The organism is Caballeronia sp. INML3B (genome assembly GCF_023631305.1).
Taxonomy (GTDB): domain Bacteria; phylum Pseudomonadota; class Gammaproteobacteria; order Burkholderiales; family Burkholderiaceae; genus Caballeronia; species Caballeronia turbans.
Genome location: NZ_JALQDI010000006.1, coordinates 209,545 through 231,387, shown reverse-complemented (window position 1 = coordinate 231,387; position 21,843 = coordinate 209,545). Strand labels below are relative to the sequence as shown.

Here is a 21,843-nt window from a genome sequence, read left to right as displayed (position 1 = left end):
TTAATGCTTCAAGAGAGAGTCGGGTTCGGCGGCGGGCGCGGTCTTGCCTTCGAAAAGACCGGCCATGAAGAGGCCGACCTCCTCCGCGTTGGTTTCGCTCGTCTTGCGCACCGGCGAGAGCTTGCCGCGCGCGATCACGGCGAGCCGGTCGCAGATGTCGAAAAGTTCTTCGAGCTCTTCGGAAATGACGAGGATGGCGACGCCGCGCGCCGACAGATCGAGCAGTTGCTGACGAATGAAGCCCGCCGCGCCCACATCGACGCCCCAGGTCGGCTGCGCGACCACGAGCACCTTCGGCTCCTGAAGAATCTCGCGCCCGACGATGAACTTCTGCAAGTTCCCGCCCGACAGGCTCTGCGCGAGCGCACCGCTGCCGCCGCAGCGCACGTCGAACGCCTTGATGCAACGCTCGGCGAACAATTTCACCGCCGCAGTTTTTATCCAGCCGCCGCGCACCATGTTTTCGCGGTGCGCGGTGAGCAGACCGTTATCGGCGAGGGACATCGCCGGAACCGCGCCGCGCCCGAGGCGTTCTTCGGGCACGAAGGCAAAGCCGAGCCTGCGCCGTCCGCCCGCGGTCAGACGTGCGGCGGGCTTGCCGCAGATTGAGACGGCATCGGGCGCGACGTGCCGGTCGCGGATCTCGCCCGAGAGCGCCGCGAGCAGCTCCGCCTGTCCATTCCCCGACACGCCCGCAATACCGAAGATCTCGCCCGCGTGCACGGCGAACGAAACGTTCTCCAGCGACGTGCCGAACGGATCGGGGCTCGCCACCGACAGGTTCTTCACCGCGAGCCGCACGTCGCCCGGATTGTGCTCGCGCCGCGTGTAGTCGGGCAGCGAATGGCCGACCATCAGCTGCGCGAGCGACGCCTGCGTCTGCTTGCGCGGATCGACGTTGCCGGTCACGCGCCCGCCTCGCATCACGGTGGCGTTTTCGCAGAGCGACTGAATTTCGTCGAGCTTGTGGCTGATGTAGAGAATGCTGCAACCTTCAGAGGCGAGGCGTCGCAGTACTTTGAAGAGCTTCTGGACGGCCTGCGGCGTGAGCACCGAGGTCGGCTCGTCCATGATGAGCAGACGCGGATTCTGCAGCAGGCATCGCACGATTTCCACGCGTTGCCGCTCGCCGACCGTCAGGCTGTGGACGTGCCGCTGCGGATCGACATCGAGACCGTAATCCTTTGAGACGTCGCGGATGCGTTTGCCCAGCGCCTTCATGTCGAACTTCTCGTCGAGCGCGAGCGCGATGTTCTCGCCGACCGTCAGCGTCTCGAAGAGCGAAAAGTGCTGGAACACCATGCCGATGCCGAGCTTGCGCGCGGCGGCCGGGCTGCCGATCTCGACCGCTTGGCCCTGCCAGCGGATCTCGCCTTCGTCCGGACGCACCGCGCCGTAGATGATCTTCATCAGCGTGGACTTGCCCGCGCCGTTCTCGCCGAGCACGGCGTGAATTTCCCCCGGCATGACGACGAGATTCACGCCGTCGTTCGCCCTGACGGACGGATACTGTTTGCTGATACCCGACAACGCCAGGCGCGGTGGCGTCATCGACGTGGAAATGGCGTCGCCCATTGAGATCCAGAAATGCGCCCGGCCACCGAGCAGGCCAGGCTGGAAAGATTACCGCTCATGAGCGCGAGACAGGTCATGTCGCACGAACTCATATCGCGGGCAGAATTTACAGAATTCGGGGCCCTAAGTCGATAACTCAAAATTAGTGTTGCGTGCCGGTAAAGCCAGTGTTTGCGGGTATCCCACACCTTGACGAATTTTTCACGTCATATTAAAAACGATATGTCGCACCCCCGCGTCGATCAGCCAGAACATATAGTGGAGATAACATGAGTCAGCAGCGCGAGGCGATCGATACGTATCTGTTACGCGTCTTGCATACCCTTCTGATGGAACGCAGCGTGACGCGTGCGGCCGTCAAGCTCAATCAGTCGCAACCCGCCATCAGCGCAGCCTTGCGCCGGCTGCGCGATATCACCGGCGACCCGCTGCTGGTACGCGGCAAGTCCGGCATGGTGCCGACCGAATACGGTCTGCGCCTGCTCGAGCCCACGCAGAACGCGCTGCGTGAAATCGAGCGCATCAAGGTCCAGCAGCACAACTTCGATCCGTCGACCTCCGTGCGGTGCTATCGCATCGGCTGCCCCGACTATCTGAACGTGCTGTTCGTGCCGACCGTCGTCGAACGATTCCGGCAGGCTGCGCCCAACGCGACGCTCGAGTTCCATTCGCTCGGCCCCGCGTTCGATTACGAACTCGCGCTCGAGGACGGCAAGCTCGATATCGTCGTCGGCAACTGGCCTGAGCCGCCCGAGCAGTTGCATCTCTCAAACTTGTTCGTCGACAAGATCGTGTGTCTTGTCAGCAACACGCATCCGTTCGCCAAGCGCGGCGGGCTTACGCTCGATCAATACCTCAACGCGCCGCATCTCGCGCCGACGCCCTATTCCGTCGGCCAGCGCGGCGCAATCGACGTGCATCTCGCGCGCGAGCGCCTGAAGCGCCATGTCGTCGTCACGCTGCCGTATTTCAACCTCGCGCCTTACGTGCTGATCAAGTCGGATCTCGTCTTCACGACCACGCGCCTTTTCGCGGACCATTACGCGCGGTTCCTGCCCCTCGCGGTCGTGCCCGCGCCGCTCGATTTCCCGCCGATGCAGTATTACCAGCTCTGGCATGAGCGCTGTCATTATTCCGACGAAGTCCGCTGGCTGCGGGGGCTCGTCGCGGAAGCGACGCGGTCGTTGATCGATCAGCCTTAGGGCGTGGTTGCCGCTTGTTTGATCGTCGCGAAAACTGGTGTTCGTGTTGGTGTATTTGCACTGCCCCTGTGCGGGGCGCAGTGCTCATAACCAACACGTAGACAGGTTTCACGAACGCAAACCAAACCAGACAAGTCAAGCCACCGCGCAGCCGACCCTCACACACCCGAAGCCTCAACCAGCCCCCGCGCCAGGCGATTGTGGCGCTCCACCACCACGCCCAGATCGACTGTCGTCAGCCGCCCTTCCTTCACCACGATCTTCCCGTCGATGACACTCGTCGACACCTGCGACGGCGCGCAAAACACGAGCGCCGCCACCGGATCGTGCAGCGCGCCTGCAAACGCCGCCTGCGACAGGTCGAACGACACGAAATCCGCCGCCATGCCGGGCGCGAGCGCACCGATGTCGTCGCGATTGAGCACTTTCGCGCCACCGAGTGTCGCGATTTCGAGCGCCTCGCGCGCAGTCATTGCGTCCGGCCCGAAGCCGACACGTTGCAAAAGCAGCGCCTGACGCACTTCCGCGACCATCTGCGCACCATCGTTCGACGCCGAGCCATCCACGCCGATACCCACCGGCACGCCCGCGTCACGCATCGCGCGGATCGGCGCGATGCCCGACGCGAGGCGCATGTTCGAGCAAGGGCAATGCGCGACCCCCGTGCCCGTGCGCGCGAACAGCTCGATGCCCGCCCTGTCGAGCTGCACGCAGTGCGCATGCCATACGTCGTGCCCGACCCAGCCGAGGTCCTCCGCATATTCGGCGGGCGTCATGCCGAATTTCTCGCGGCTGTACGCAACATCGTTCACATTCTCGGCCAGATGCGTGTGCAGCGACACGCCGTATTCGCGCGCGAGCAGCGCCGAATCGCGCATCAATTCGCGGCTCACCGAAAACGGCGAGCAAGGCGCGACGACCACGCGCAGCATCGCGCAGCGGCCCTCGTCGTGATACGTCTCGATCAGGCGCTGCGAATCCTTCAGAATCGCGTCTTCCTTTTCGACGACCGAATCGGGCGGCAAGCCGCCATCCTTCTGCCCGACGCTCATGCTGCCGCGCGCCGCGTGAAAACGCATGCCGATTTCCCGCGCCGCCGCGATGCTGTCGTCGAGCCGGCTGCCGTTCGGATAGATATACAGATGGTCGCTCGACGTCGTGCAGCCGGACAGCAGCAGCTCCGCCATTGCCGTCTTGGTCGAAACGTCGATCATTTCGGGCGTGAGATGCGCCCAGATCCGGTAGAGATTCGTGAGCCAGCCGAAGAGTTCGGCGTTCTGCGCCGCGGGAATCGCGCGCGTCAGGCTCTGGTACATGTGATGGTGCGTGTTGACGAGGCCCGGAATGACGAGATGGCCGCGCATGTCGAGCACCTCGTCGGCGGATGGCGGAAGCTCGCTCGTCGGTCCCGTCTGGACGATCCGGTTGTCTTCGATATACATGCCGCCGTCGCGAATCTCGCGGCGATGCTCATCCATCGTGACGAGCATGTGGGCGTTCTTGACCAAAAGACTGCGTGGCATCAGCGTTATCTCCAGAGACGGTGAGGGAAACCAGTAAAAGCCCCGGTTACCCAGCGTGTGCCGCCGTCTTCGGGACGCCGCCAATATGCATCAGATATTGCGCGCTTCGCCACTGTCCGCAACCAAAAAATCGGACGCAATCAAGCCGCCGTCATAGTCGTCTTCACGGCGGCGATATATTCCCGAATTTTGGCGCGGGTAGCATCGCCGGAAAAGCCGTCGGGAGCCGCCGGAAACGCCGGCGAACCCTTTGCCGCAGGGCTTACGCGCCGCTGTCATGCGTTGGGCATTATCTTTCCTATCGCGGGCGCACAGCGCGTCTCAAATTCCTACAATGCTGTACACGGCGCGCATCTGAAACGCCGACGGGTATGTAGCCACTGACGTGGAGCCTCGATCCGCCGCAGACGCACTGATGTTTCAAGGTGCCGAATTTCGGATCGATGCGCAAAGCCGGATCTCGCACAACTCAAGGAAACTGCGAATGGGCAAGCTCACCACCCACGTCCTAGACACCGCGCACGGCCGCCCGGGCGCAAACATCAAAGTCGAGCTGTTCGCGCTCAACGGCGACGTCCGCCGCGCGATCAAGACCATCCACACCAACGACGACGGCCGCGCCGATGCGCCGCTGCTCGAAGGCGCCGATCTCGAAACCGGCGAATACGAACTGGTGTTCCACGCGGGCGATTATTTCGCCGCGATCGGCGTGAACGTGCCCGAACCGCGCTTCGTCGATCGTGTGGTGCTGCGCTTCGGCATCGCGGATTCCGGCGCGCATTATCACGTGCCGCTGCTCGTGTCGCCTTGGGCGTACAGCACGTATCGCGGCAGCTAATAAAAAAGACATCCAGGCACATCGCGCCCGTCCCCATCAACTCGACGATGTGCGCATAACGAATCGGTAGTGGAGGAGTACATGGAAGGCTTTGTCACCGACTGGCTCAATCTCGTATTGCGCTGTCTGCACGTCATCGTCGCGATCGCGTGGATCGGCGAATCGTTCTATTTCGTTGCGCTCGATAACAGTCTGAAACCGCCCACGGATCCGAATGCGCGCCGTCGCGGCGTGTTCGGCGATTTCTGGCACGTCCACGGCGGCGGCTTCTATCACATGCAGAAGTATTCCGTCGCGCCGCAGGACATGCCCGAGAACCTGCACTGGTCGTTCTGGCCGTCTTACACCACGTGGATGTCGGGCTTCGGCCTCTTCTTGGTGCTGTATCTGTTGTCGCCGAGCACCTATCTGATCGACAAGAGCGTGCTCGACATGGGCCCGGTCGTCGCGGTGTCCGCCGCGCTCGGCTTCCTGATGGCCGGCTGGATCGTGTACGACACGCTGTGCCGCGTACTCGGCACCAACGACAAGCTGCTCGGCATCTGCGTCGGCATCTACGTGCTGATCGCGGCATTCATCGCGTGCCAAGTGTTCGCGGGCCGCGCCGCTTATCTGATCACCGGCGCGATGATCGCGACGATCATGTCGGCGAACGTGTTCTTCGTCATCATTCCGGGCCAGCGCAAGATGGTCGCCGCGATGCTCAAGGGCGAGACGCCGAACGCGATCTACGGCAAGCGCGGCAAGCAGCGCTCCGTGCACAACACGTATTTCACGCTGCCGGTGGTGTTTGCGATGCTGTCGAACCACTACGCGATGACCTACACGCACAAGTTCAACTGGCTGATTCTCGTGTTGATCATGCTGGCGGGCGCGCTCATTCGCCAGTTCTTCGTGATGCGCCATCGCGGCCAGGTGCTGTGGTACATGCCGGTCGCGGGTCTGGTGCTGGTGCTCGGCGCATTCGCATGGACGATGCCCGCGCCCACCGTGCCGGTCGCACAGGCCGCAGGCGCGCCGACGATCAAGGTCGCCGACATCCAGCCGATCATCCAGCAGCGTTGCGCGACATGCCACTCCGCGCATCCGACGATGATGGGCAGCGCCCCCGCCGGTGTCTTGCTCGATACGCCCGCGGAGATCAAGCAGAACGCCCAGCGCGTGCATCAGCAGGCCGTGACGTTGAAAGCGATGCCGCTCGGCAATGTCACGCAGATGACGGATGCCGAGCGCCAGAAGGTGGCGGCCTGGTTTGCAGGCGGCGCCGTCGAATAAATCTGCCGTTCCGAGGCGCGAATGCCCCGCTCATGTTTCGAGCGGGGCATTTTTCATTTACCGCGAAAAATAGTCCTTCACCGCTCGAATGACGCTATCGAGATCCGCGCGCGACACATCGCGGTGCGTGACGAAGCGCGACGCATAGAGCATCTGCATGAGGATGCCGCGCTCTTTCAGAAAGGCTTCGAGCGGTGCGCAATGCGACTCGGGAATCTGCGCGAAGACCATGTTCGTTGCGTGCGATTGCACTTCGATCTGATCGATCTGGGCGAGGCCGGCGGCGAGATACGCAGCGTTGTCGTGATCCCGCGCGAGGCCGTCGACGTGATGATCGAGCGCATACAGACACGCCGCGGCGAGCAGGCCCGACTGACGCATGCCGCCGCCGAGCACCTTGCGCCAGCGGCTCGCGGCATCGATCAACGCCTTCGATCCGACCAGCACCGAACCGACCGGCGCGCCCAGCCCTTTCGAGAAGCAGATCGACACGCTGTCGAACGGTGCGCACAACGCGCTGACCGGTTTGTCCGACGCCACCGCCGCATTGAACACGCGCGCGCCGTCGAGGTGCGTGGACAAGCCGCGATCGCGCGCGAGCTGCGTCGCCTTCGCCACGTACTCGGCCGGCAGCACTTTTCCGCCGATGGTGTTCTCCAGCGCCAGCAAGCGCGTGCGCGCGAAGTGATTGTCGATCGGCTTGATCGCCGCCGCGATCTTGTCGAGCGGCAACGAGCCGTCGGGCGCGTTTTCGATCGGCTGCGGCTGGATGCTCCCGAGCACCGCCGCGCCTCCGCCTTCGTACTTGTATGTGTGCGCAGACTGCCCGACGATGTATTCGTCGCCGCGCGCGCAATGCGCCATCAACGCGGCGAGATTGCTTTGCGTGCCGCTCGGGAAGAAGAGGCCTGCTTCCTTGCCCGTGCGTTCGGCAAGCGTGGACTGAAGCCGGATGACGGTGGGATCGTCGCCCCAGACATCGTCGCCGACATCGGCGGCCGACATCGCGGCGAGCATGGACTGGCTGGGACGGGTGACGGTATCGCTGCGCAGATCGATCATCGTTGGGTCGGGGTCGGAAAAGAACTGCTTATCTTAACGCCCCAAAAGGAAAAGGACCGGCCCTACCGCACCGGTCCTTCCCTGGCCCGAAAGAAGCGTCCTAGCGCATTGCCTCTTCCGTCAGCCACAGCGATTCCTTCAGATCCAGCTCGTTGAGGTTGCGCCCTTCGCCACCGCCGCGATCGACGACGATGTAATCGCTCACCTTCCCCAACGCGAGCAGCGGATGGTGCCACACGCCTTTTGCATAGTTCACGCCCTGCCAGCCGCTCGTGACGAACGCGCGGATCTTCGACTCGTCGAGATCGCCCGCGGGCGCTACGACGACGAGATACGGCCGGTCGTCGAGCGGAATGAACGCCTGGCTGCCGAGCGGATGCCGTTCCATCATCTTGCATTCGAACGGCAGCGTGCGCGGCTGCCCGCGAAAGAGATTGACGATCGCATGGCCGCCCTGATCCGTCACGTCCACGTTGCACAGATCGTGAAAGCGGATCGTGGTGCCGAGGTTGATCGGGATCTGCTTCGCGCCATCGAGTTCGATGACATCGCCATAAGGCTTGAACGCGGCGCGCGTCAACGGAACGATCTCGAGCTTTTTCATTATGCGAGGGTGCCGAAGAGACGAAGACGCGACACGCCGCCGTCGGGATAAATATTGAAGCGCACGTGCGTCACCGGGCCGAGCGCAGCCAGTTCCGACTCGAAGACATGCTGCTTGTCCATCTGCAGTTTCTGCTCGCCGAGCAGCACCGGCCAGAACATGGCCTGCGTCACGAGGGAACTGTCCGTGCCGCCCTTCACGTAAGCGGCCTGAAGCGAGCAGCGATCCGGGAAATTGCCCTTGAAGTGCGCGGTGTCCACTTCGACCTTCTTGATGACGCCCGGCTGCGCCAGCGCGACGATACACCAGTCGTTGCCCGGCTCCCGACGGCGACGGGTTTCCCAGCCATCGCCCATGTTCACGCCGCGGCCGGGCATCAGCAACGTCGATGCGAGACCGAAGTGCTGGTTGTTCGTGCCCACCATGTACGCGCCGTTCTCCATCGCGCCGAGATCGACGAGCTGGTTGCGGTCGGCGTTGCTCCAGTCGAGCTGCGGCTGGCCGTACACGCGCAGACGCGCAATGCCGCCGTCCGGATAGATGTTCACGCGCAGGTGGGTGAACGGCTCTTCGGCCTTGACTTCGAGATAGTGGTGACTGTTGCCCTGGAGCGTCGTCGAGGGGACGATTTCCGTCCATTGCGTCGACTGGTTCGGCGACCCCTCGGCGACATGCGCGCCTTCGATCGACGCCGCGGGCGGGAAGTTGCCGGTGAAGTGGCTCGTGTCCACGTCGATGCCCTTGATCACGCCCGGACGCGCCAGCTTGACGATGCACCAGTCGTAGCCCGTCGTGCGCTTGCGGCGCGTTTCCCAGCCGTCCATCCACTTGCCGTGATCGTCGTACTTGCCGGGAATGAACACCGCCGGCTCCGGGTTCAGCATGCGTTCCTTCGGCGCGAAGAAATCGTCGCTCGCCTCGAGTGCCTGCGCGCCCAGACGCGGGTCCGCGAGATTCACATAGCGGCGCGTGAATTCGGGCGCGTTGGGATCGAGTGTCGGAATTGCCATTGTCTTCGTCCTTGCTCTTCGTTACGTTCAGTTCGGTTACGGTTGATGCGGAATCACGCGGCCTGGATCAGGTCGTTCAGCCTGAAACGCGCGATCCGGTAAATCTGGTCGAGACTCGTGCGCAGCTCTTCGGCGCGATCGTGATTCACGCGCTTTTCGAAGTTCGCGATGATGCCGTGACGGTCATACCCGCGCACGGCGAGAATGAAGGGAAAGCCGAACTTCTCGCGATACTGCGCATTGAGCGATTGCAGCCGGTCGAATTCTTCCTGCGTGCAGAGATCGAGGCCCGCGCCGCTTTGCTCGCGCGTCGATTCGGCCGTCAGTTCGCCGCGCACCGCGGCCTTGCCCGCGAGTTCCGGGTGCGCGTTGATCAGCGCGAGCTGCCTGTCATCGCCCGCGCTTTCGACGATATGCGACATCGCCGCGTGCAACGTGTCGATGTCCTTGAAAGGCCGCTGCTTCGCCGCCGCTTCCGGCACCCACGGCGAATGTTCGAAGATGCCCGCCAGCACCGTCACGAACGTGTCGGCGGGCATGGTGTTGAGTTGGTCGAGTGTGTATTGCATCGCCTTCATGCCGCCGTCCCGGTGTTGGTTCTTTCGAAAGGATGTTGCTCGCGCCAGTGACGCGCGATGTCGACACGCCGCGTGACCCACACGCGATCATGCTTTTCGATGTGATCGAGAAATTTCTGCAGACCGCGGAAACGCGCGGGACGCCCGAGCAGGCGGCAATGCATGCCGATGGACAGCATCTTTGGCGCTTCGTCGCCTTCTTCGTAGAGCACGTCGAAGGCGTCCTTCAGATACGTGAAAAAGTGATCGCCCGTGTTGAAGCCCTGTGGCGTCGCGAAACGCATGTCGTTCGTGTCGAGCGTGTACGGCACGATCAGATGCGGCTTCTTCTCGCCGCCCGTCACTTCCACTTCGGTCCAGAACGGCAGGTCATCGCCGTAATTGTCCGAGTCATAGAGGAAGCCGCCGTATTCCGCGACCAGCCGATGGGTGTTGGGACTGTCACGCCCGGTGTACCAGCCGAGCGGACGCACGCCCGTCACGCGCTCGATCGCTTCCATGCCGAGGCGCATGTGCTCCGCCTCGCGCTCCGGCGACATGTCCTGATAGTGAATCCAGCGATACCCGTGACACGCGATTTCATGCCCCAGTTCGACGAACGCCTTCGCCAGTTCCGGATGCCGTTCGATCGCCATGCCGACGCCGAAGATCGTCAGCGGCATGCCGCGCTTTTCGAACTCGCGCAGGATGCGCCACACGCCCGCACGCGAGCCGTATTCGTAAATCGACTCCATGCTCATGTGCCGCGAGGGGTACGCCGCCGCGCCCACGATCTCCGACAGAAACTGCTCCGAGCCCGGATCGCCGTGCAGCACGCAATTCTCGCCGCCTTCTTCGTAATTGAGCACGAATTGCACGGCGACGCGCGCGCGTCCCGGCCAGTTGGCCTGCACCGGGTGGCGGCCGTAGCCGATCAGGTCGCGTGGATAGTTCGGATCGAGTGACATGGCTAGCGTTGAGCTCAAGCGTTTAAAAAACGGGATTGTTGACGATCGAGTGTAGCTAAAAGCCCCGGACGCGCCCATACATCAGGGCAGATAATCCGGGTCACGTCGGGAGTATGTGTCCTTCGGAAACGCGATCAGCGCGGGCTGAAATCCGACAGCACGCCCTCATACCGTTTCGCGAGCGGGCGCGCATAGTCGCCGCGTTTCGCGGTGTGGAGTTTCAGCGCGATCAACGCCTCCGCCCATTTCACCGCCGCCGTCACACCCTCGACCACCGGCGCGCCGATCGCGTCCTCCACCTCGCGGCAGAACTCCGCCATGCCCGCGCAGCCGAGGACGATCGCATCCGAGCCGTCCTCGTCGAGCGCGCGCCGGCATTCGTCGATGATCGTCTGGCGCGCGGGCGACCCCGGCACGTCCAGTTCGAGCACGGGGACGTCGGTCGCGCGAACGTTTTTGCAAAAGCGCGTCATGCCGTAGCGCTCCGCCAGATGCCATGCCATGCCGACCGTGCGCTGCAACGTCGTGACGACGGAAAATCCCGGCGCGATCACGCTCGCCGCGTGCATCGCCGCTTCCGCGATGCCGATCACCGGACCGCGCGCCAATTCACGTGCGGCGTAAAGGGCCGGATCGCCGAAGCAGGCAATCACGTAACCGTCGAAACCCTGCTTTTCTCCCGCTTCCACTTCCGCCAGAAGTCCGAGCGAGGCGATCGCTTCGTCGTAATAGCCCTCGATGGACGGCGGGCCCATCGTCGGGCTCACGGCGACGATCTCCGTGCCGGGCGCCGCGACTTCGCGGGCGCAGCGGCCCATCGAATCGGTCATGCGCTGCGTCGTGTTCGGGTTGATCAGTTTGATGCGCATTGCTGTTCTCCACACTGCTTTGGAAGGTTCTCTCAGGTTCTATCGTGTGTTATAGGCGATGGGTCAGACCGGACGCTTGCGATCCGCCAGGAAGTAATAGAACACCGCGCCCAGGCCCGCACCGATGAACCAGGAGAAGTTCGCGGCGCCTTCGAGCGACGGCAGCATCACACAGAGAACCGCGATGACGGCGGCCGGCAGGAGCGCCATCACCGCACGGCGGTTCACGCCCTTCGTGTACCAGTACTTGCCTTCTTCGGACACCGAGTAGAGATCGTCCACCGCGAGCTTGCCGCGCTTCACGAGATAGAAGTCGAGGATCAGCACGCCGTACAACGGTCCGATGAAGCTGCCGAGAATATCCAGCGTGTAGTGGATCACCGCCGGATTGTTGAACAGGTTCCACGGCGTGATGAAGATCGACGCGGTCGCGGCCATCATGCCGCCCATACGCCAGCTGATGAGCTTCGGCGCGACGTTGGAGAAGTCGAACGCCGGCGATACGAAGTTGGCCACGATGTTGATGCCGATGGTCGCGATCGTGAAGGTCAGCGCGCCGAGAATCACGGCGGTCGGGTGATCGATGCGGCCGACGGTTTCGACCGGATCGGTGATCAATTGGCCGAACACCGGCAGCGTGGCCGCGGTCGTGATGACGGTCACCAGCGAGAACGCCAGGAAGTTGACCGGCAGGCCCCAGAAGTTGCCGCGCTTTACGCTGCGAAAGCTCTTGCAGTAGCGGGAGAAGTCGCCGAAATTCAGCATCGGGCCGGAGAAGTACGACACGACGAGCGAGATCGCGGTAATCATCACGGGAATCACTTCCATGCCGTGATACTTCACGCCGCCCAGATTCAGGCCGATGTTCTTGATGCCCGCGCGCCACACCATGTAGCCGGCGAGCAGGAACATCACGACGTAGACGGCCGGACCTGCGAAGTCGATGAACTTCTTGATCATCTCCATGCCGCGCCAGAACACGATGGCCTGCAGCACCCAGAGCAGCATGAAGCCCGCCCAGCCGAGCGCCGACAGACCCACGAAGCCGTACTTGTGCACGTCGGCGTAAGGCATCAGCGACGGCACGAACTTCAGCACGACGATGACGAGCGCGCTCGAAGCCAGATACGTCTGAATGCCATACCACGCGACCGCGATGAGCCCGCGGATCACGGCTGGAATGTTCGCACCGAGCACGCCGAACGTGGCGCGGCACGCGACGGGATACGGCACGCCGGCCACCTGGCTCGGCTTCGCGATCATGTTGCACAACGCGTTCACCAAGCCGATGCCGATCAGCAACGACACCAGCACTTGCCAGCTCGTCAGGCCGAGCGCGAAGAGACTGCCCGCGAACACATAGCCGCCGACGCTATGCACGTCGGACATCCAGAACGCGAAGATGTTGTATGCGCCCCAGGTCTGGTTCTTGAGCGGGGCGAGGTCTTCGTTGTAAAGGCGGTCGCTGTAACCGGCGGGTAGATTCGGATCGTGTTCCGCTGTCTGCTCTTCGTATTGCGGCAAGGCTGAACTGCCGGGTGCACTGAACTGGGCCATGACGTCTCCTTCATTGGCTGCTTGCGTAAGAAAAAACTGCAAATGCTGCTGTGACGAGCTTCGATCGGACACCTTCGCTGACATTTCGAATCAGCGCGGCATTCTTCGGATTTGCGTTTTCGCTTTGGGGCGTCAAGCCAGAAGCGCGCGAGCACATGGCCCGGCACGCTCGCCCTGCGGCGACTTTCATCTCACGCTCACATGAGCGTCGTGTTCGATGCAGTGCACGCTGCTGATTTTTTTGCGCGTGCGACTCTCCGCGCGCCCGGCGCGGGGCGCGAGCACGGTCTTCGATTATTTAGTGCTGCTATCTTCAGCCGATGGCAGATTCTGCGATCTGCACTGTCACTGCTGCCTACGTATCGAGCGCCCTTTCGCGCTCGGCGGGCCTTGTGAATACTTCCTTCAAATCGACCGCGCCACGCGCCGGCCGCTCCAGCATCTTCAGCTCGACATCGCGCAGATGCTGCGCCATCAGGTCGCCGGCTTTCGCTGCATCGCCGGCATCGAGCGCGGCAAGAATGTCTTCGTGATCCTCGAATGAGCACGAGCTCTTTCCGAGCGACTCATACAGCGCCGAGATCAGCGTCGAGCGCGCGACGAGTCCCGACAGACATTCGCACAACACCGTATTGCCGGTGAGCGCCGCGAGTTCGGTGTGAAATTCGCCGGACAGCCGGATCCACGAAGAAAAATCGTGGCTCTCGAATGCGCGGCGCTCCTTGCCGATGGTCGCACTGATCGACTTCAGCCGGCGCGTGCCGTGTCCCTGCGCAATCCGCTCCACCACCGCCAGCTCGATGATGCGGCGCATCTCGAACACCTCATGCACTTCCTGCAGCGACGGACTTGCGACGAAGGCGCCGCGGTTCGGCTCCAGATCGACGAGCCGTTCGTTCGACAGTTGCGCGAGTGCCTGACGGACGGTGCCGCGCTTCACTGCGAACACCTCGCACAACTGCGCTTCGGTCAGCTTCGCGCCTGGCGCCAACCGATGTTCGAGAATCGCGGCGCGGATGCTCTCGGCGATCGACTCGGCATTCGCCCCGTTCGGAGCGACCGGTGAAGCATCGGATGCAGCACTACGTTTGGCGTCGGACATGATGTGCTCGCTTGCATGTTAAGCATCTTAGAATCGACATAAAGATTGTCAACAATTCATTTTTAAAACGGAGATCTCGAAGCGGTTCTCTAGGCAGAGCACTGGCCTGCGAGCCAGCTCCGGCAGGCCTCTGCGCCAATTTCACACGTTTCTGTCAGCATTGCCGGCACTTTTTTGTCGACAATTCATGCGTCTGATTTAGGGTCTAGTTGAATTCCGGATGGTGCATTTTAAGACCGTTAGTTGCACATATCCATTAAAAGAGAGGCGCTCGCTGGAGCGCCTTTTGTGCTCAAGTCAGGCCAGATGCGGGTAATCGGACAGTTTCAGCGTAAATCCCCGCTCGGTCGCGATGAGGTGCGCCGTCGCTCCGAAAGGAAGCGTCAGAAGATTTTCCACGTGTCCGAACTGCAACCCGGTCACCACCGGAATGCCGATCACGGATCTGACCTGCTCGATCATCGCGTCGAGCGAATAGCCGTTGTCGTAATCCGAAAGCCGCCCGCCCGAAAATTCGCCCATGACGATCGCCTGCTGACGGCCGAGCATGCCCGATTGATGCAACTGATAAATCATCCGTTCGATCCGGAACGGATGCTCGTTCACATCTTCGACGTAGAGAATTCCACCGTCGATCGGCGGCATATACGGCGTGCCGACGAGCGAGGCCAGAATCGCGAGATTGCCGCCCCACAGCGTGCCGGTCGCGTCCACTGACTGGCGCTGCGGCGTGTTGCTCGTCACGGTGAAACTAGAATGCGATATCGCGTTCCAGAAGTGCTGCATCGTGAACGGGCTCACCTGTTCGGCGCCGAAATCGCCTGCGAACATGGGGCCGCCGAAGCTTTTCACGCCGGCGTGCGCAAAGAGCGCGCACTGGATCGCCGTGAAATCGCTGTGACCGATGATGGCGACCGGCTGATCGGCGAGTCTGCGCAGGCCGAGATAGTCGAGTCCGTGCAGAATGCGCGATGCCCCATAGCCGCCGCGCACGGCAAGTACGATGTCAGGCAACGGCCGCGACGCGTCCGCGAGCCGGTTGAGGTCGGCCGCACGCTCGGCGTCGGTGCCGCCGAAGCGTTGAAAGCGCCGCCGCGTGGCATTGACGTTCTCCAGGCGATGCCCTTCCCTGCGCAAGCGTCCGAGGGCGCGCTCCACAGCCGCCGGATCGTGCGGATAGCCCGAGGGCGCGACGAGGTCGATGGTGCGTGATTTCACGATGTTGTCGTTGGATTCGTTGTCGGATCGGAGGTATCGGTCGCGGCGAGCAGGCCGGCTTCGCGCGCACGGCGCGCATCGCGCTCTTCACGTGCCAGGCGGCGGCGCTCGGCGAAGAAATTCTTGAGCGCGTGCCCGCATTCGTCTGCCAGCACGCCGCCCGTCACCATGGTGTGATGATTGAGCTGCGCATTCGCGAACATGTCGACGACACTGCCGCACGCGCCCGTTTTCGGGTCCGTCGCGCCGAAGACGACGCGTGCAATCCGCGCGTGCATGATGGCGCCCGCGCACATCAGGCACGGCTCGAGCGTCACATAGAGTTCACAGCCCGGCAGACGGTAGTTCTCGAGCTTGTGGGCGGCGGCGCGCAGCGCGGCCATTTCGGCATGCGCGGACGGATCGTGTCCGCGAATCGGATGATTGAAACCCGTGGCGATGACTTCATCGCCCAGCACGATCACCGCACCCACGGGCACTTCGCCCGCACGACGGGCTTCGTCGGCGGCGCTTTGCGCAAGCGCCATGAAGCGGCGATCGCGTTCGCTTGAAGGATCGGCGATGGCAGCGCTGGGCGCGGGCTCCGGCGCGTCCGGTGTCCCGATCACTTGACTTCCACCGCCACGCGCGACTGTGCGCGCTCGGAGAGCCGCTCGGCGATGCGCCGGCGGTACTCATGCGGCACGCAGCCGCCGCCACGGAGCGATTCGAGCGCCATGTCGAGCGCGAGCATCTTGGCTTGCAACTGACAACGGGCCGCGGGGTCCGTCACCTTGTCGAACTCTTCCTGCAGCCCGCGCAACGCGCGCAGCTGTTCGACGGCGGGTGGGACGAAGCCCGCATTCTTGAGGATTCGATTGGCGACACGCACTTCCTCGGGCACGAGGACGTCGTCGTCGAAGTGCAGCGGAGCGCCCGCGCCCGGCAGGTTGTTGAACTCGCCACGCGCAGCGGCTTCGTTGATCCGCTGTTCGACCAAAGCATCTAGCAATTTCATCGGGGATTACGACCGGCTTTCACCCGCGAACGGGCGCGGTCTGTCACGATTTCCGTTGGTTAGCTCGAAGTCGGAAGGCAGCCGGAAAACCACGCTCGCGCGTTGTTCGGCACGTCTCGACACTCCAAGCCCTATTCTATCAGCGGCTGCCGCGAGGTTTTCGGGCGACGCACGCCTGTTCGCGGCGCTTCACCGTATACCGGGCTTATCGCTGTCCATATGCGTCGTTTGCGCAACATTCGTTGACTGCTTCGTGGCAACTGTGCTTGTACGATGACTACGTCCCCGGCCCGCGCTCCAGACGCGTGGCGCTGTCGCGCGTGTAGCCCTCCGTCGCGAGAAGCAGCCGGCGCGTATATTCGTGCGCGACATCGCGCGAGCGCACCGCGTCCACGTCCAGTTGCTCGACGATCTCGCCATTGCGCATCACCGCGACGCGCTGACACAGAAAGCCGATCACCGCGAGGTTGTGGCTCACGAGAATCATCGTCAGCTTGCGCTCGCGGTGCAGACGCCGAAGCAGGTTCAGAATCTCGGCCTGCACGGACACGTCGAGCGCGGAGGTCGGCTCGTCCAGCAACAGGACGCGCGGCTCGACGATCAGCGCCCGCGCGATCGACACGCGCTGGCGCTGGCCGCCCGACAACTGATGCGGATAGCGAAAGCGGAACGCCGGGCCGAGTCCGACTTCGCCGAGTGCATCGAGGATGCGCGCGTCTTCGTCACCGATGCCGTTGATCGCGAGCGGCTCGCGCAAGGTCTTGTCGACCGTGAAGCGCGGATGCAGCGCGCCGTAGGGGTCCTGAAACACCATCTGCACATCGCGCCTGACGGGACGCGAACCGATGCGTATGCTGCCACCCGCGAGCGGCGTCAGTCCGGCGAGCGCGCGAAGCAGCGTCGACTTGCCGCTGCCCGATTCGCCGACCAGCCCGAAGACTTCACCCTCTTCCACGCGCAGGGAAACGTCGCGCACCGCGTCGACGTGGCCGGTCTTCGTCTTGAAACGGATGCAGGCGCGCTCGATGTCGATCATCGCGTCGTCCTTTCATCGAGCCACGCCGGGTCCCGTCGCAAGGTCGGCAGTTCGTCGGGCGGATTATCGAGCGGCGGATTCGCTTCGAGCAGCCCGCGCGTGTACGGATGGGTCGCGTGCGCGAGATCGCGCGCCGCGCACGTCTCGACGACGCGTCCGCCATACATCACCGCGACGCGGTCGCAAAACGACATCACGAGCGGCAGATCGTGGCTGATGAACACGAGCCCCGTGTCGTGGCGCTCGATCATCTCGTCGAGCACGGCGAGCACCTGCATCGACACGAGGACGTCCAGCGCGCTCGTGGGCTCGTCGGCGATCAAGAGGCGCGGCCCGGCAGAGACCATCATCGCGATCATCACGCGCTGGCCCATGCCACCTGAAAGCTCATGCGGATATGCATCCGCGACGCGCTGCGGATCGCGGATATGCACCGCTTCCAGCGCCGCGACGATGCGCTCGCGCAGCACGCGCCGGCTCTCTTTCACGCCTTGCCGCACGAAGGTTTCGCGCATCTGCTGCGCGACGGTCATCACCGGATTGAGCGAGAACTTCGGGTCTTGCAGGATCATGCTCATGCGTGTGCCGCACAAGCGGCGGCGCTCTTTGGGGCGCATCGCGAGCAGGTCCCGATCTTCGAAGCGCAGCGCCTTGGCGGACCATTTCGCCTCGGGCGGCAAGAGCCCGAGCAACGCGCGCCCCGTCAGGGATTTGCCCGATCCCGATTCCCCGACGATGCCGAGCCGCTCGCCCCGCCGCACCGTCAGCGATACGCCGCGCACCGCGGGCATGAGCGCGCCGTCGTGGCCCGTGAAGGCCACTTCCAGCTCGTCGATATGCGCCAGCGCGTCGGACAAGTCAGCCTCCATGACGCGGATCGAAGACGTCGCGCAGACCGTCGCCGAGCAGGTTAAAGGCGAGGCTCACCGCGAGGATCGCGAGGCCGGGAATCGTCGCGACCCACCACGCGTCGAGCAACACATTGCGGCCCGCCGCAACCATGTAACCCCATTCCGGGCTCGGCGGCTGAGCGCCCAGGCCGAGAAACCCCAGTCCCGCGACGGCGAGAATGATGCCGGCCATGTCGAGCGTCGCCCGCACGATCACCGACGACGAGCACAGCGGCACGATATAGCGCAGCAGAATGCGCAGGTGCGATGCGCCTTGCAGACGCGCGGCGTGGATGTAATCGGCCCGCGCGAGCCGCAGCGATTCCGCGCGCGCGAGTCGCGCATACGGCGGCCATGCGGTGATGGACAGCGCGATCACCGCATTGAGCACGCCCGGCCCGAGCGCGGCGGCGAACGCGAGCGCGAGCACGATCTTCGGAAACGCGAGCGCAACATCGGTCACGCGCATCAGCACCGTATCGACGATGCCGCCGCAGTAGCCCGCCACCGTGCCGATCGCGAGGCCGACCGGCACGACGAGCACGACGACGAGCATGGCGATGGCCAGCGTGAGGCGCGAGCCGTGCACGAGCCGCGAGAGAATGTCGCGGCCGAGCTGGTCGGTGCCGAACCAGTGCGCCGCGCCGGGCGGCGTGAGACGTTCGGCGAGCACTTGCTGCAACGGATCCTGCGAGACGAGTATCGGCCCGACTGCCGCAACCACGACGAGCAGCAGCAGGATCGCGAGTCCGAGCATGCTGAGCGGATTCGACGAGAACCGCCGCCAGCGCCGATAAGCCCGGCCGAGCGCGGCCTGGCGCGGGGACGCGGGCGTATCGGTGAGAAGCCACGTGCGCAAACCCGATCGCGCCGGTTTCATCTGCGCAAAGTCCTCCATGTCAGCGCGTGCGCGGGTCGAACACGCGGTAGAGCGCGTCGGTCAAAAGATTGAGCGCGATGAACGTCGCGCCGATCACGAGCGTGCTGCCGAGCACGGCGTTCATGTCGGCATTGAGCAACGCGCCCGTCAGATACGAACCGATGCCCGGCCACGCGAACACGATCTCGGTCAGCACCGAACCTTCGAGCAGATAGCTGTACGCGAGCGCGATCACCGTCAGAAGCGGCACGGCGATATTGCCGAACGCATGCCGCCAGATCACGCGGCGCTCGGGCAGGCCTTTGGCACGCGCGGTCGTCACGTATTCCTGGCTCAGTTGTTCGAGCATGAACGAGCGCGTCATGCGCGACAGATACGCGATCGAATAAAACGCGAGCACGCTCGCCGGCAGCGCGATATGAGAGAACGCGTTCCTGAAGACATCCCATTCGCCGGCGACGAGCGAGTCGATCAGCAGACTGCCCGTGCGCGTGTCGACCATGCCGTCGTAGACCGGATCGATGCGCCCCGGCCCCGACACCCAATGCAGCCGCGCATAGAACAGCAGGAGGCCCATCAGCGCGAGCCAGAACACCGGCACCGAACTGCCCGCGAGCCCGATCACGCGCGCAATGTGATCGACGATGCGATTGTGCTTCACCGCGGCCGCGACGCCGAGCGGCACGCCGATCGCAATGCCGATGAACGTCGAGAGCGTCGCGAGTTCCAGCGTCGCCGGAAAGACGCGTTTGATGTCGTCGATCACGGGATTGGCCGTCAGCAATGAGACGCCGAGATTGCCGTGCAGCACGTCGCGCGCGTAGATCACGAACTGATCGATGAGCGGCTTGTCGAGCCCGAGCCGCAAGCGCGCGGCGGCATACGCGCCGGCGGACGCGCGGTCGCCGAGAATTGCAAGCACCGGATCGATCGGAATCTTGCGGCCGATGAAGAACGTGATGGCAAGCAGGCCCGTGAACGTGATGACGAGCATCGCGATCCAGTGCGCGAGCGCAAGCGCGATGCGCACGCCGCCCCGATGCGCGCTCATGGCGCGCACGCGCTCGATGAACGTGACCGTGCTCACTGCTTCCTGATGTTTCGGTAGGACACGAGATCGTTGATCGGCCCGACTTCGAGACCGGTCACACCGGGACGCGCCGCGACCTGCGACACCTTCTGGAACATGATCACGAACGGCGACTTCGCGAGCACTTCACGCTGCATTTTCTCGTAGAGATGCGCACGCTTTTTCGTATCGCTTTCGGCGAGCGCCGCGTTGGTTTCCTTAGTGAGTTGCGCAATGTCCCACGCGTTGCGCCATGCAAGCATCTTGTAGCTCGATGCATCCGAGTTGTCGGGGTTCCACACGAAACCCTGCGCGTTGCTGTGCGGATCGATGTAATCCGCCGACCACTCGCCGATATAGATGTCATGCGCGCGCGCCCGATAGCGTCCGAGCGTCTGCTTGTTATCGCTCGGCATGAGCTGCACCTTGATGTTGGCGAGCGCGAGATTCGCCTGCACCGCCTGCGCGATCTCGCTGTACGGATAGTCGTTGCGCACGTCCATCTTCACGGTGAAGCCGTTGGCCAGACCCGCCTTGGCGAGCAGCGCCTTCGCCTTCGCGACGTCCTGGTGATACGGGTTCTCGTTCAGCGCGCCGAGAAAGCCTTCTGGCAGAAACGTCTCGTGAACCTTGTAGGTCGTGCGGATCACGTTTTTCTGGATGCCCTGATAGTCGATCAGCCACTTCATTGCTTCCCAGACCTCGGGCTTCGCGAGATTCGGGTTCTTGTTGTTGAGGCCGAGATACATGAGCGTGGCCTGAGGCACGGCCGTCGCCTTGATGACGCCGCTCTTCGAGAGCGTGTCGAGATCGTCGGGGCTCAGATCGCGCGCGACGTCGATGTCGCCGTTCTGGATCATCAGGCGCTGGCTTGCCGCCTCTGTCACGTGACGCAGCACGATGCGCTTCATGGCGAGCGGAATGCGATAGCCCTCGAAGCGCTGCAGCACGATACTGTCGTTCGCGGTCCACTTCACGAGCTTGTAGGCGCCCGAGCCGGCTTCGTTGGTCTTGAGCCACTCATTGCCGTAGTCGTTGCCCTTCGCGTGCGACTCGACGAGCTTGCGATCCACCACCGACGCCGGCCACGAACCGAGCACGTTGAGCACGAAGGTCGGCGCGTAACGTTGGTCAGTCGTGATGGAGACGGTCGTATCGTCGATCTTCTTCACGTTCTGCAATGCGTTCGCCTTGGTCAGGCCGATGCCCGCGAGCACCGCCGCCGCACCCTTGTCGAGCAGCGCGGTGCGCTGAATCGACCATGCGACGTCGTCGGCTGTCAGCGGATTGCCGGAGTGGAACTTGAGGCCCGGGCGAATCTTGAACGTGAACGTGAGGCCATCCTGACTCGCGCTCCAGGACTCGGCGACGTCGCCATTGAATTTCGACGGGTCTTTCAGGTCGACGCGCACCAGCCGGTCATACGTGTTCGCGACATATTCCTCCGGCACCAGTTCGTAGATTTCGCCGGGATCGAGCGAAGTGAATTCATCGAGCAGCGTCGCCATGACGAACATGTCCTTCGGCGTCGCCGCCTGCACGCCCGACAAGCCCGTGAATGCCGTCAGCGCCGAGGCGAGCATGACCGCCGCCAATGCCTTTTTCATGTGA

The 21,843-nt window shown here is 63.4% G+C and carries 21 protein-coding genes; 3 read left to right on the top strand and 18 right to left on the bottom strand.

Annotation, left to right across the window (positions count from 1 at the left end; genetic code table 11):
• The gene (locus tag NCS58_RS06700; RefSeq protein WP_250538157.1) at positions 1-1,575 is read right to left on the bottom strand and encodes an ABC transporter ATP-binding protein; all 1,575 of its coding nucleotides are present in this window, start codon (positions 1,573-1,575) and stop codon (positions 1-3) included.
• Positions 1,576-1,844: 269 nt separating this feature from the next.
• Here NCS58_RS06700 and NCS58_RS06695 point away from each other — a divergent pair, with 269 nt between their 5' ends.
• Entirely contained in the window at positions 1,845-2,777 is a 933-nt protein-coding gene (locus NCS58_RS06695) for a LysR substrate-binding domain-containing protein (protein WP_008349998.1), read from the top strand.
• Between the two features lie 158 nt (positions 2,778-2,935).
• On the opposite strand, the gene NCS58_RS06690 is transcribed toward NCS58_RS06695, so the two are convergent.
• Positions 2,936-4,300, bottom strand: a complete 1,365-nt coding sequence (locus tag NCS58_RS06690; protein ID WP_250476566.1) for an 8-oxoguanine deaminase — start codon at positions 4,298-4,300, stop codon at positions 2,936-2,938.
• A 484-nt stretch (positions 4,301-4,784) separates the two neighbouring features.
• Between NCS58_RS06690 and uraH the strand changes: the two genes are divergently transcribed.
• Together uraH and NCS58_RS06680 are read left to right on the top strand one after the other, a co-directional pair.
• On the top strand, positions 4,785-5,138 hold the full coding sequence (uraH, locus tag NCS58_RS06685; RefSeq protein WP_250476565.1) for a hydroxyisourate hydrolase: 354 nt from the start codon (positions 4,785-4,787) through the stop codon (positions 5,136-5,138).
• A gap of 81 nt (positions 5,139-5,219) precedes the next feature.
• On the top strand, positions 5,220-6,413 hold the full coding sequence (locus NCS58_RS06680; protein WP_250476564.1) for a urate hydroxylase PuuD: 1,194 nt from the start codon (positions 5,220-5,222) through the stop codon (positions 6,411-6,413).
• A 57-nt stretch (positions 6,414-6,470) separates the two neighbouring features.
• Here the strand turns inward: NCS58_RS06680 and ltaE are convergent, their stop codons facing one another.
• The 16 genes from ltaE to NCS58_RS06600 all read right to left on the bottom strand — a co-directional run bounded on the left by ltaE (position 6,471) and on the right by NCS58_RS06600 (position 21,815).
• Entirely contained in the window at positions 6,471-7,475 is a 1,005-nt protein-coding gene (gene ltaE / locus NCS58_RS06675; protein WP_061117530.1) for a low-specificity L-threonine aldolase, read from the bottom strand.
• A gap of 100 nt (positions 7,476-7,575) precedes the next feature.
• The gene (locus tag NCS58_RS06670) at positions 7,576-8,079 is read right to left on the bottom strand and encodes an ureidoglycolate lyase (protein WP_250538156.1); all 504 of its coding nucleotides are present in this window, start codon (positions 8,077-8,079) and stop codon (positions 7,576-7,578) included.
• Positions 8,079-9,089 carry an allantoicase gene (gene alc / locus NCS58_RS06665; RefSeq protein ID WP_250476561.1) on the bottom strand — a complete coding sequence of 337 codons (1,011 nt, stop codon included), beginning with the start codon at positions 9,087-9,089 and terminating at the stop codon, positions 8,079-8,081. Before alc ends, NCS58_RS06670 begins: the two co-directional genes overlap by 1 nt.
• A gap of 53 nt (positions 9,090-9,142) precedes the next feature.
• A complete protein-coding gene (gene uraD / locus NCS58_RS06660; RefSeq protein ID WP_250476560.1) occupies positions 9,143-9,667 on the bottom strand; it encodes a 2-oxo-4-hydroxy-4-carboxy-5-ureidoimidazoline decarboxylase in 525 nt (174 codons plus the stop codon).
• Positions 9,664-10,614 carry an allantoinase PuuE gene (gene puuE, locus NCS58_RS06655; RefSeq protein ID WP_250476559.1) on the bottom strand — a complete coding sequence of 317 codons (951 nt, stop codon included), beginning with the start codon at positions 10,612-10,614 and terminating at the stop codon, positions 9,664-9,666. The genes uraD and puuE overlap by 4 nt, the downstream gene beginning before the upstream one ends.
• 134 nt (positions 10,615-10,748) lie before the next feature.
• Positions 10,749-11,483, bottom strand: coding sequence for an aspartate/glutamate racemase family protein (locus NCS58_RS06650; protein ID WP_250476558.1), 735 nt, complete (start codon positions 11,481-11,483; stop codon positions 10,749-10,751).
• Between the two features lie 63 nt (positions 11,484-11,546).
• Positions 11,547-13,040 carry an NCS1 family nucleobase:cation symporter-1 gene (locus NCS58_RS06645; protein ID WP_250476557.1) on the bottom strand — a complete coding sequence of 498 codons (1,494 nt, stop codon included), beginning with the start codon at positions 13,038-13,040 and terminating at the stop codon, positions 11,547-11,549.
• A 355-nt stretch (positions 13,041-13,395) separates the two neighbouring features.
• Positions 13,396-14,142 carry a GntR family transcriptional regulator gene (locus NCS58_RS06640; RefSeq protein WP_250538155.1) on the bottom strand — a complete coding sequence of 249 codons (747 nt, stop codon included), beginning with the start codon at positions 14,140-14,142 and terminating at the stop codon, positions 13,396-13,398.
• A 297-nt stretch (positions 14,143-14,439) separates the two neighbouring features.
• Positions 14,440-15,363, bottom strand: coding sequence for a muramoyltetrapeptide carboxypeptidase (gene ldcA / locus NCS58_RS06635; RefSeq protein ID WP_250538182.1), 924 nt, complete (start codon positions 15,361-15,363; stop codon positions 14,440-14,442).
• On the bottom strand, positions 15,357-15,968 hold the full coding sequence (gene tadA / locus NCS58_RS06630) for a tRNA adenosine(34) deaminase TadA (protein WP_250538154.1): 612 nt from the start codon (positions 15,966-15,968) through the stop codon (positions 15,357-15,359). The genes ldcA and tadA overlap by 7 nt, the downstream gene beginning before the upstream one ends.
• A complete protein-coding gene (locus NCS58_RS06625; protein ID WP_061117539.1) occupies positions 15,965-16,357 on the bottom strand; it encodes a DUF1992 domain-containing protein in 393 nt (130 codons plus the stop codon). The genes tadA and NCS58_RS06625 overlap by 4 nt, the downstream gene beginning before the upstream one ends.
• A gap of 277 nt (positions 16,358-16,634) precedes the next feature.
• A complete protein-coding gene (locus NCS58_RS06620; RefSeq protein ID WP_250538153.1) occupies positions 16,635-17,393 on the bottom strand; it encodes an ABC transporter ATP-binding protein in 759 nt (252 codons plus the stop codon).
• A complete protein-coding gene (locus tag NCS58_RS06615) occupies positions 17,390-18,262 on the bottom strand; it encodes an ABC transporter ATP-binding protein (RefSeq protein ID WP_061117541.1) in 873 nt (290 codons plus the stop codon). Before NCS58_RS06615 ends, NCS58_RS06620 begins: the two co-directional genes overlap by 4 nt.
• Positions 18,252-19,163, bottom strand: coding sequence for a nickel transporter permease (gene nikC, locus NCS58_RS06610; RefSeq protein WP_250538152.1), 912 nt, complete (start codon positions 19,161-19,163; stop codon positions 18,252-18,254). The genes NCS58_RS06615 and nikC overlap by 11 nt, the downstream gene beginning before the upstream one ends.
• 19 nt (positions 19,164-19,182) lie before the next feature.
• The gene (locus tag NCS58_RS06605) at positions 19,183-20,214 is read right to left on the bottom strand and encodes an ABC transporter permease (protein ID WP_250476576.1); all 1,032 of its coding nucleotides are present in this window, start codon (positions 20,212-20,214) and stop codon (positions 19,183-19,185) included.
• 32 nt (positions 20,215-20,246) lie between these two features.
• Complete coding sequence (locus NCS58_RS06600) at positions 20,247-21,815, bottom strand: ABC transporter substrate-binding protein (RefSeq protein ID WP_086960925.1); 1,569 nt, start codon at positions 21,813-21,815, stop codon at positions 20,247-20,249.
• Positions 21,816-21,843 lie beyond the last annotated feature (28 nt).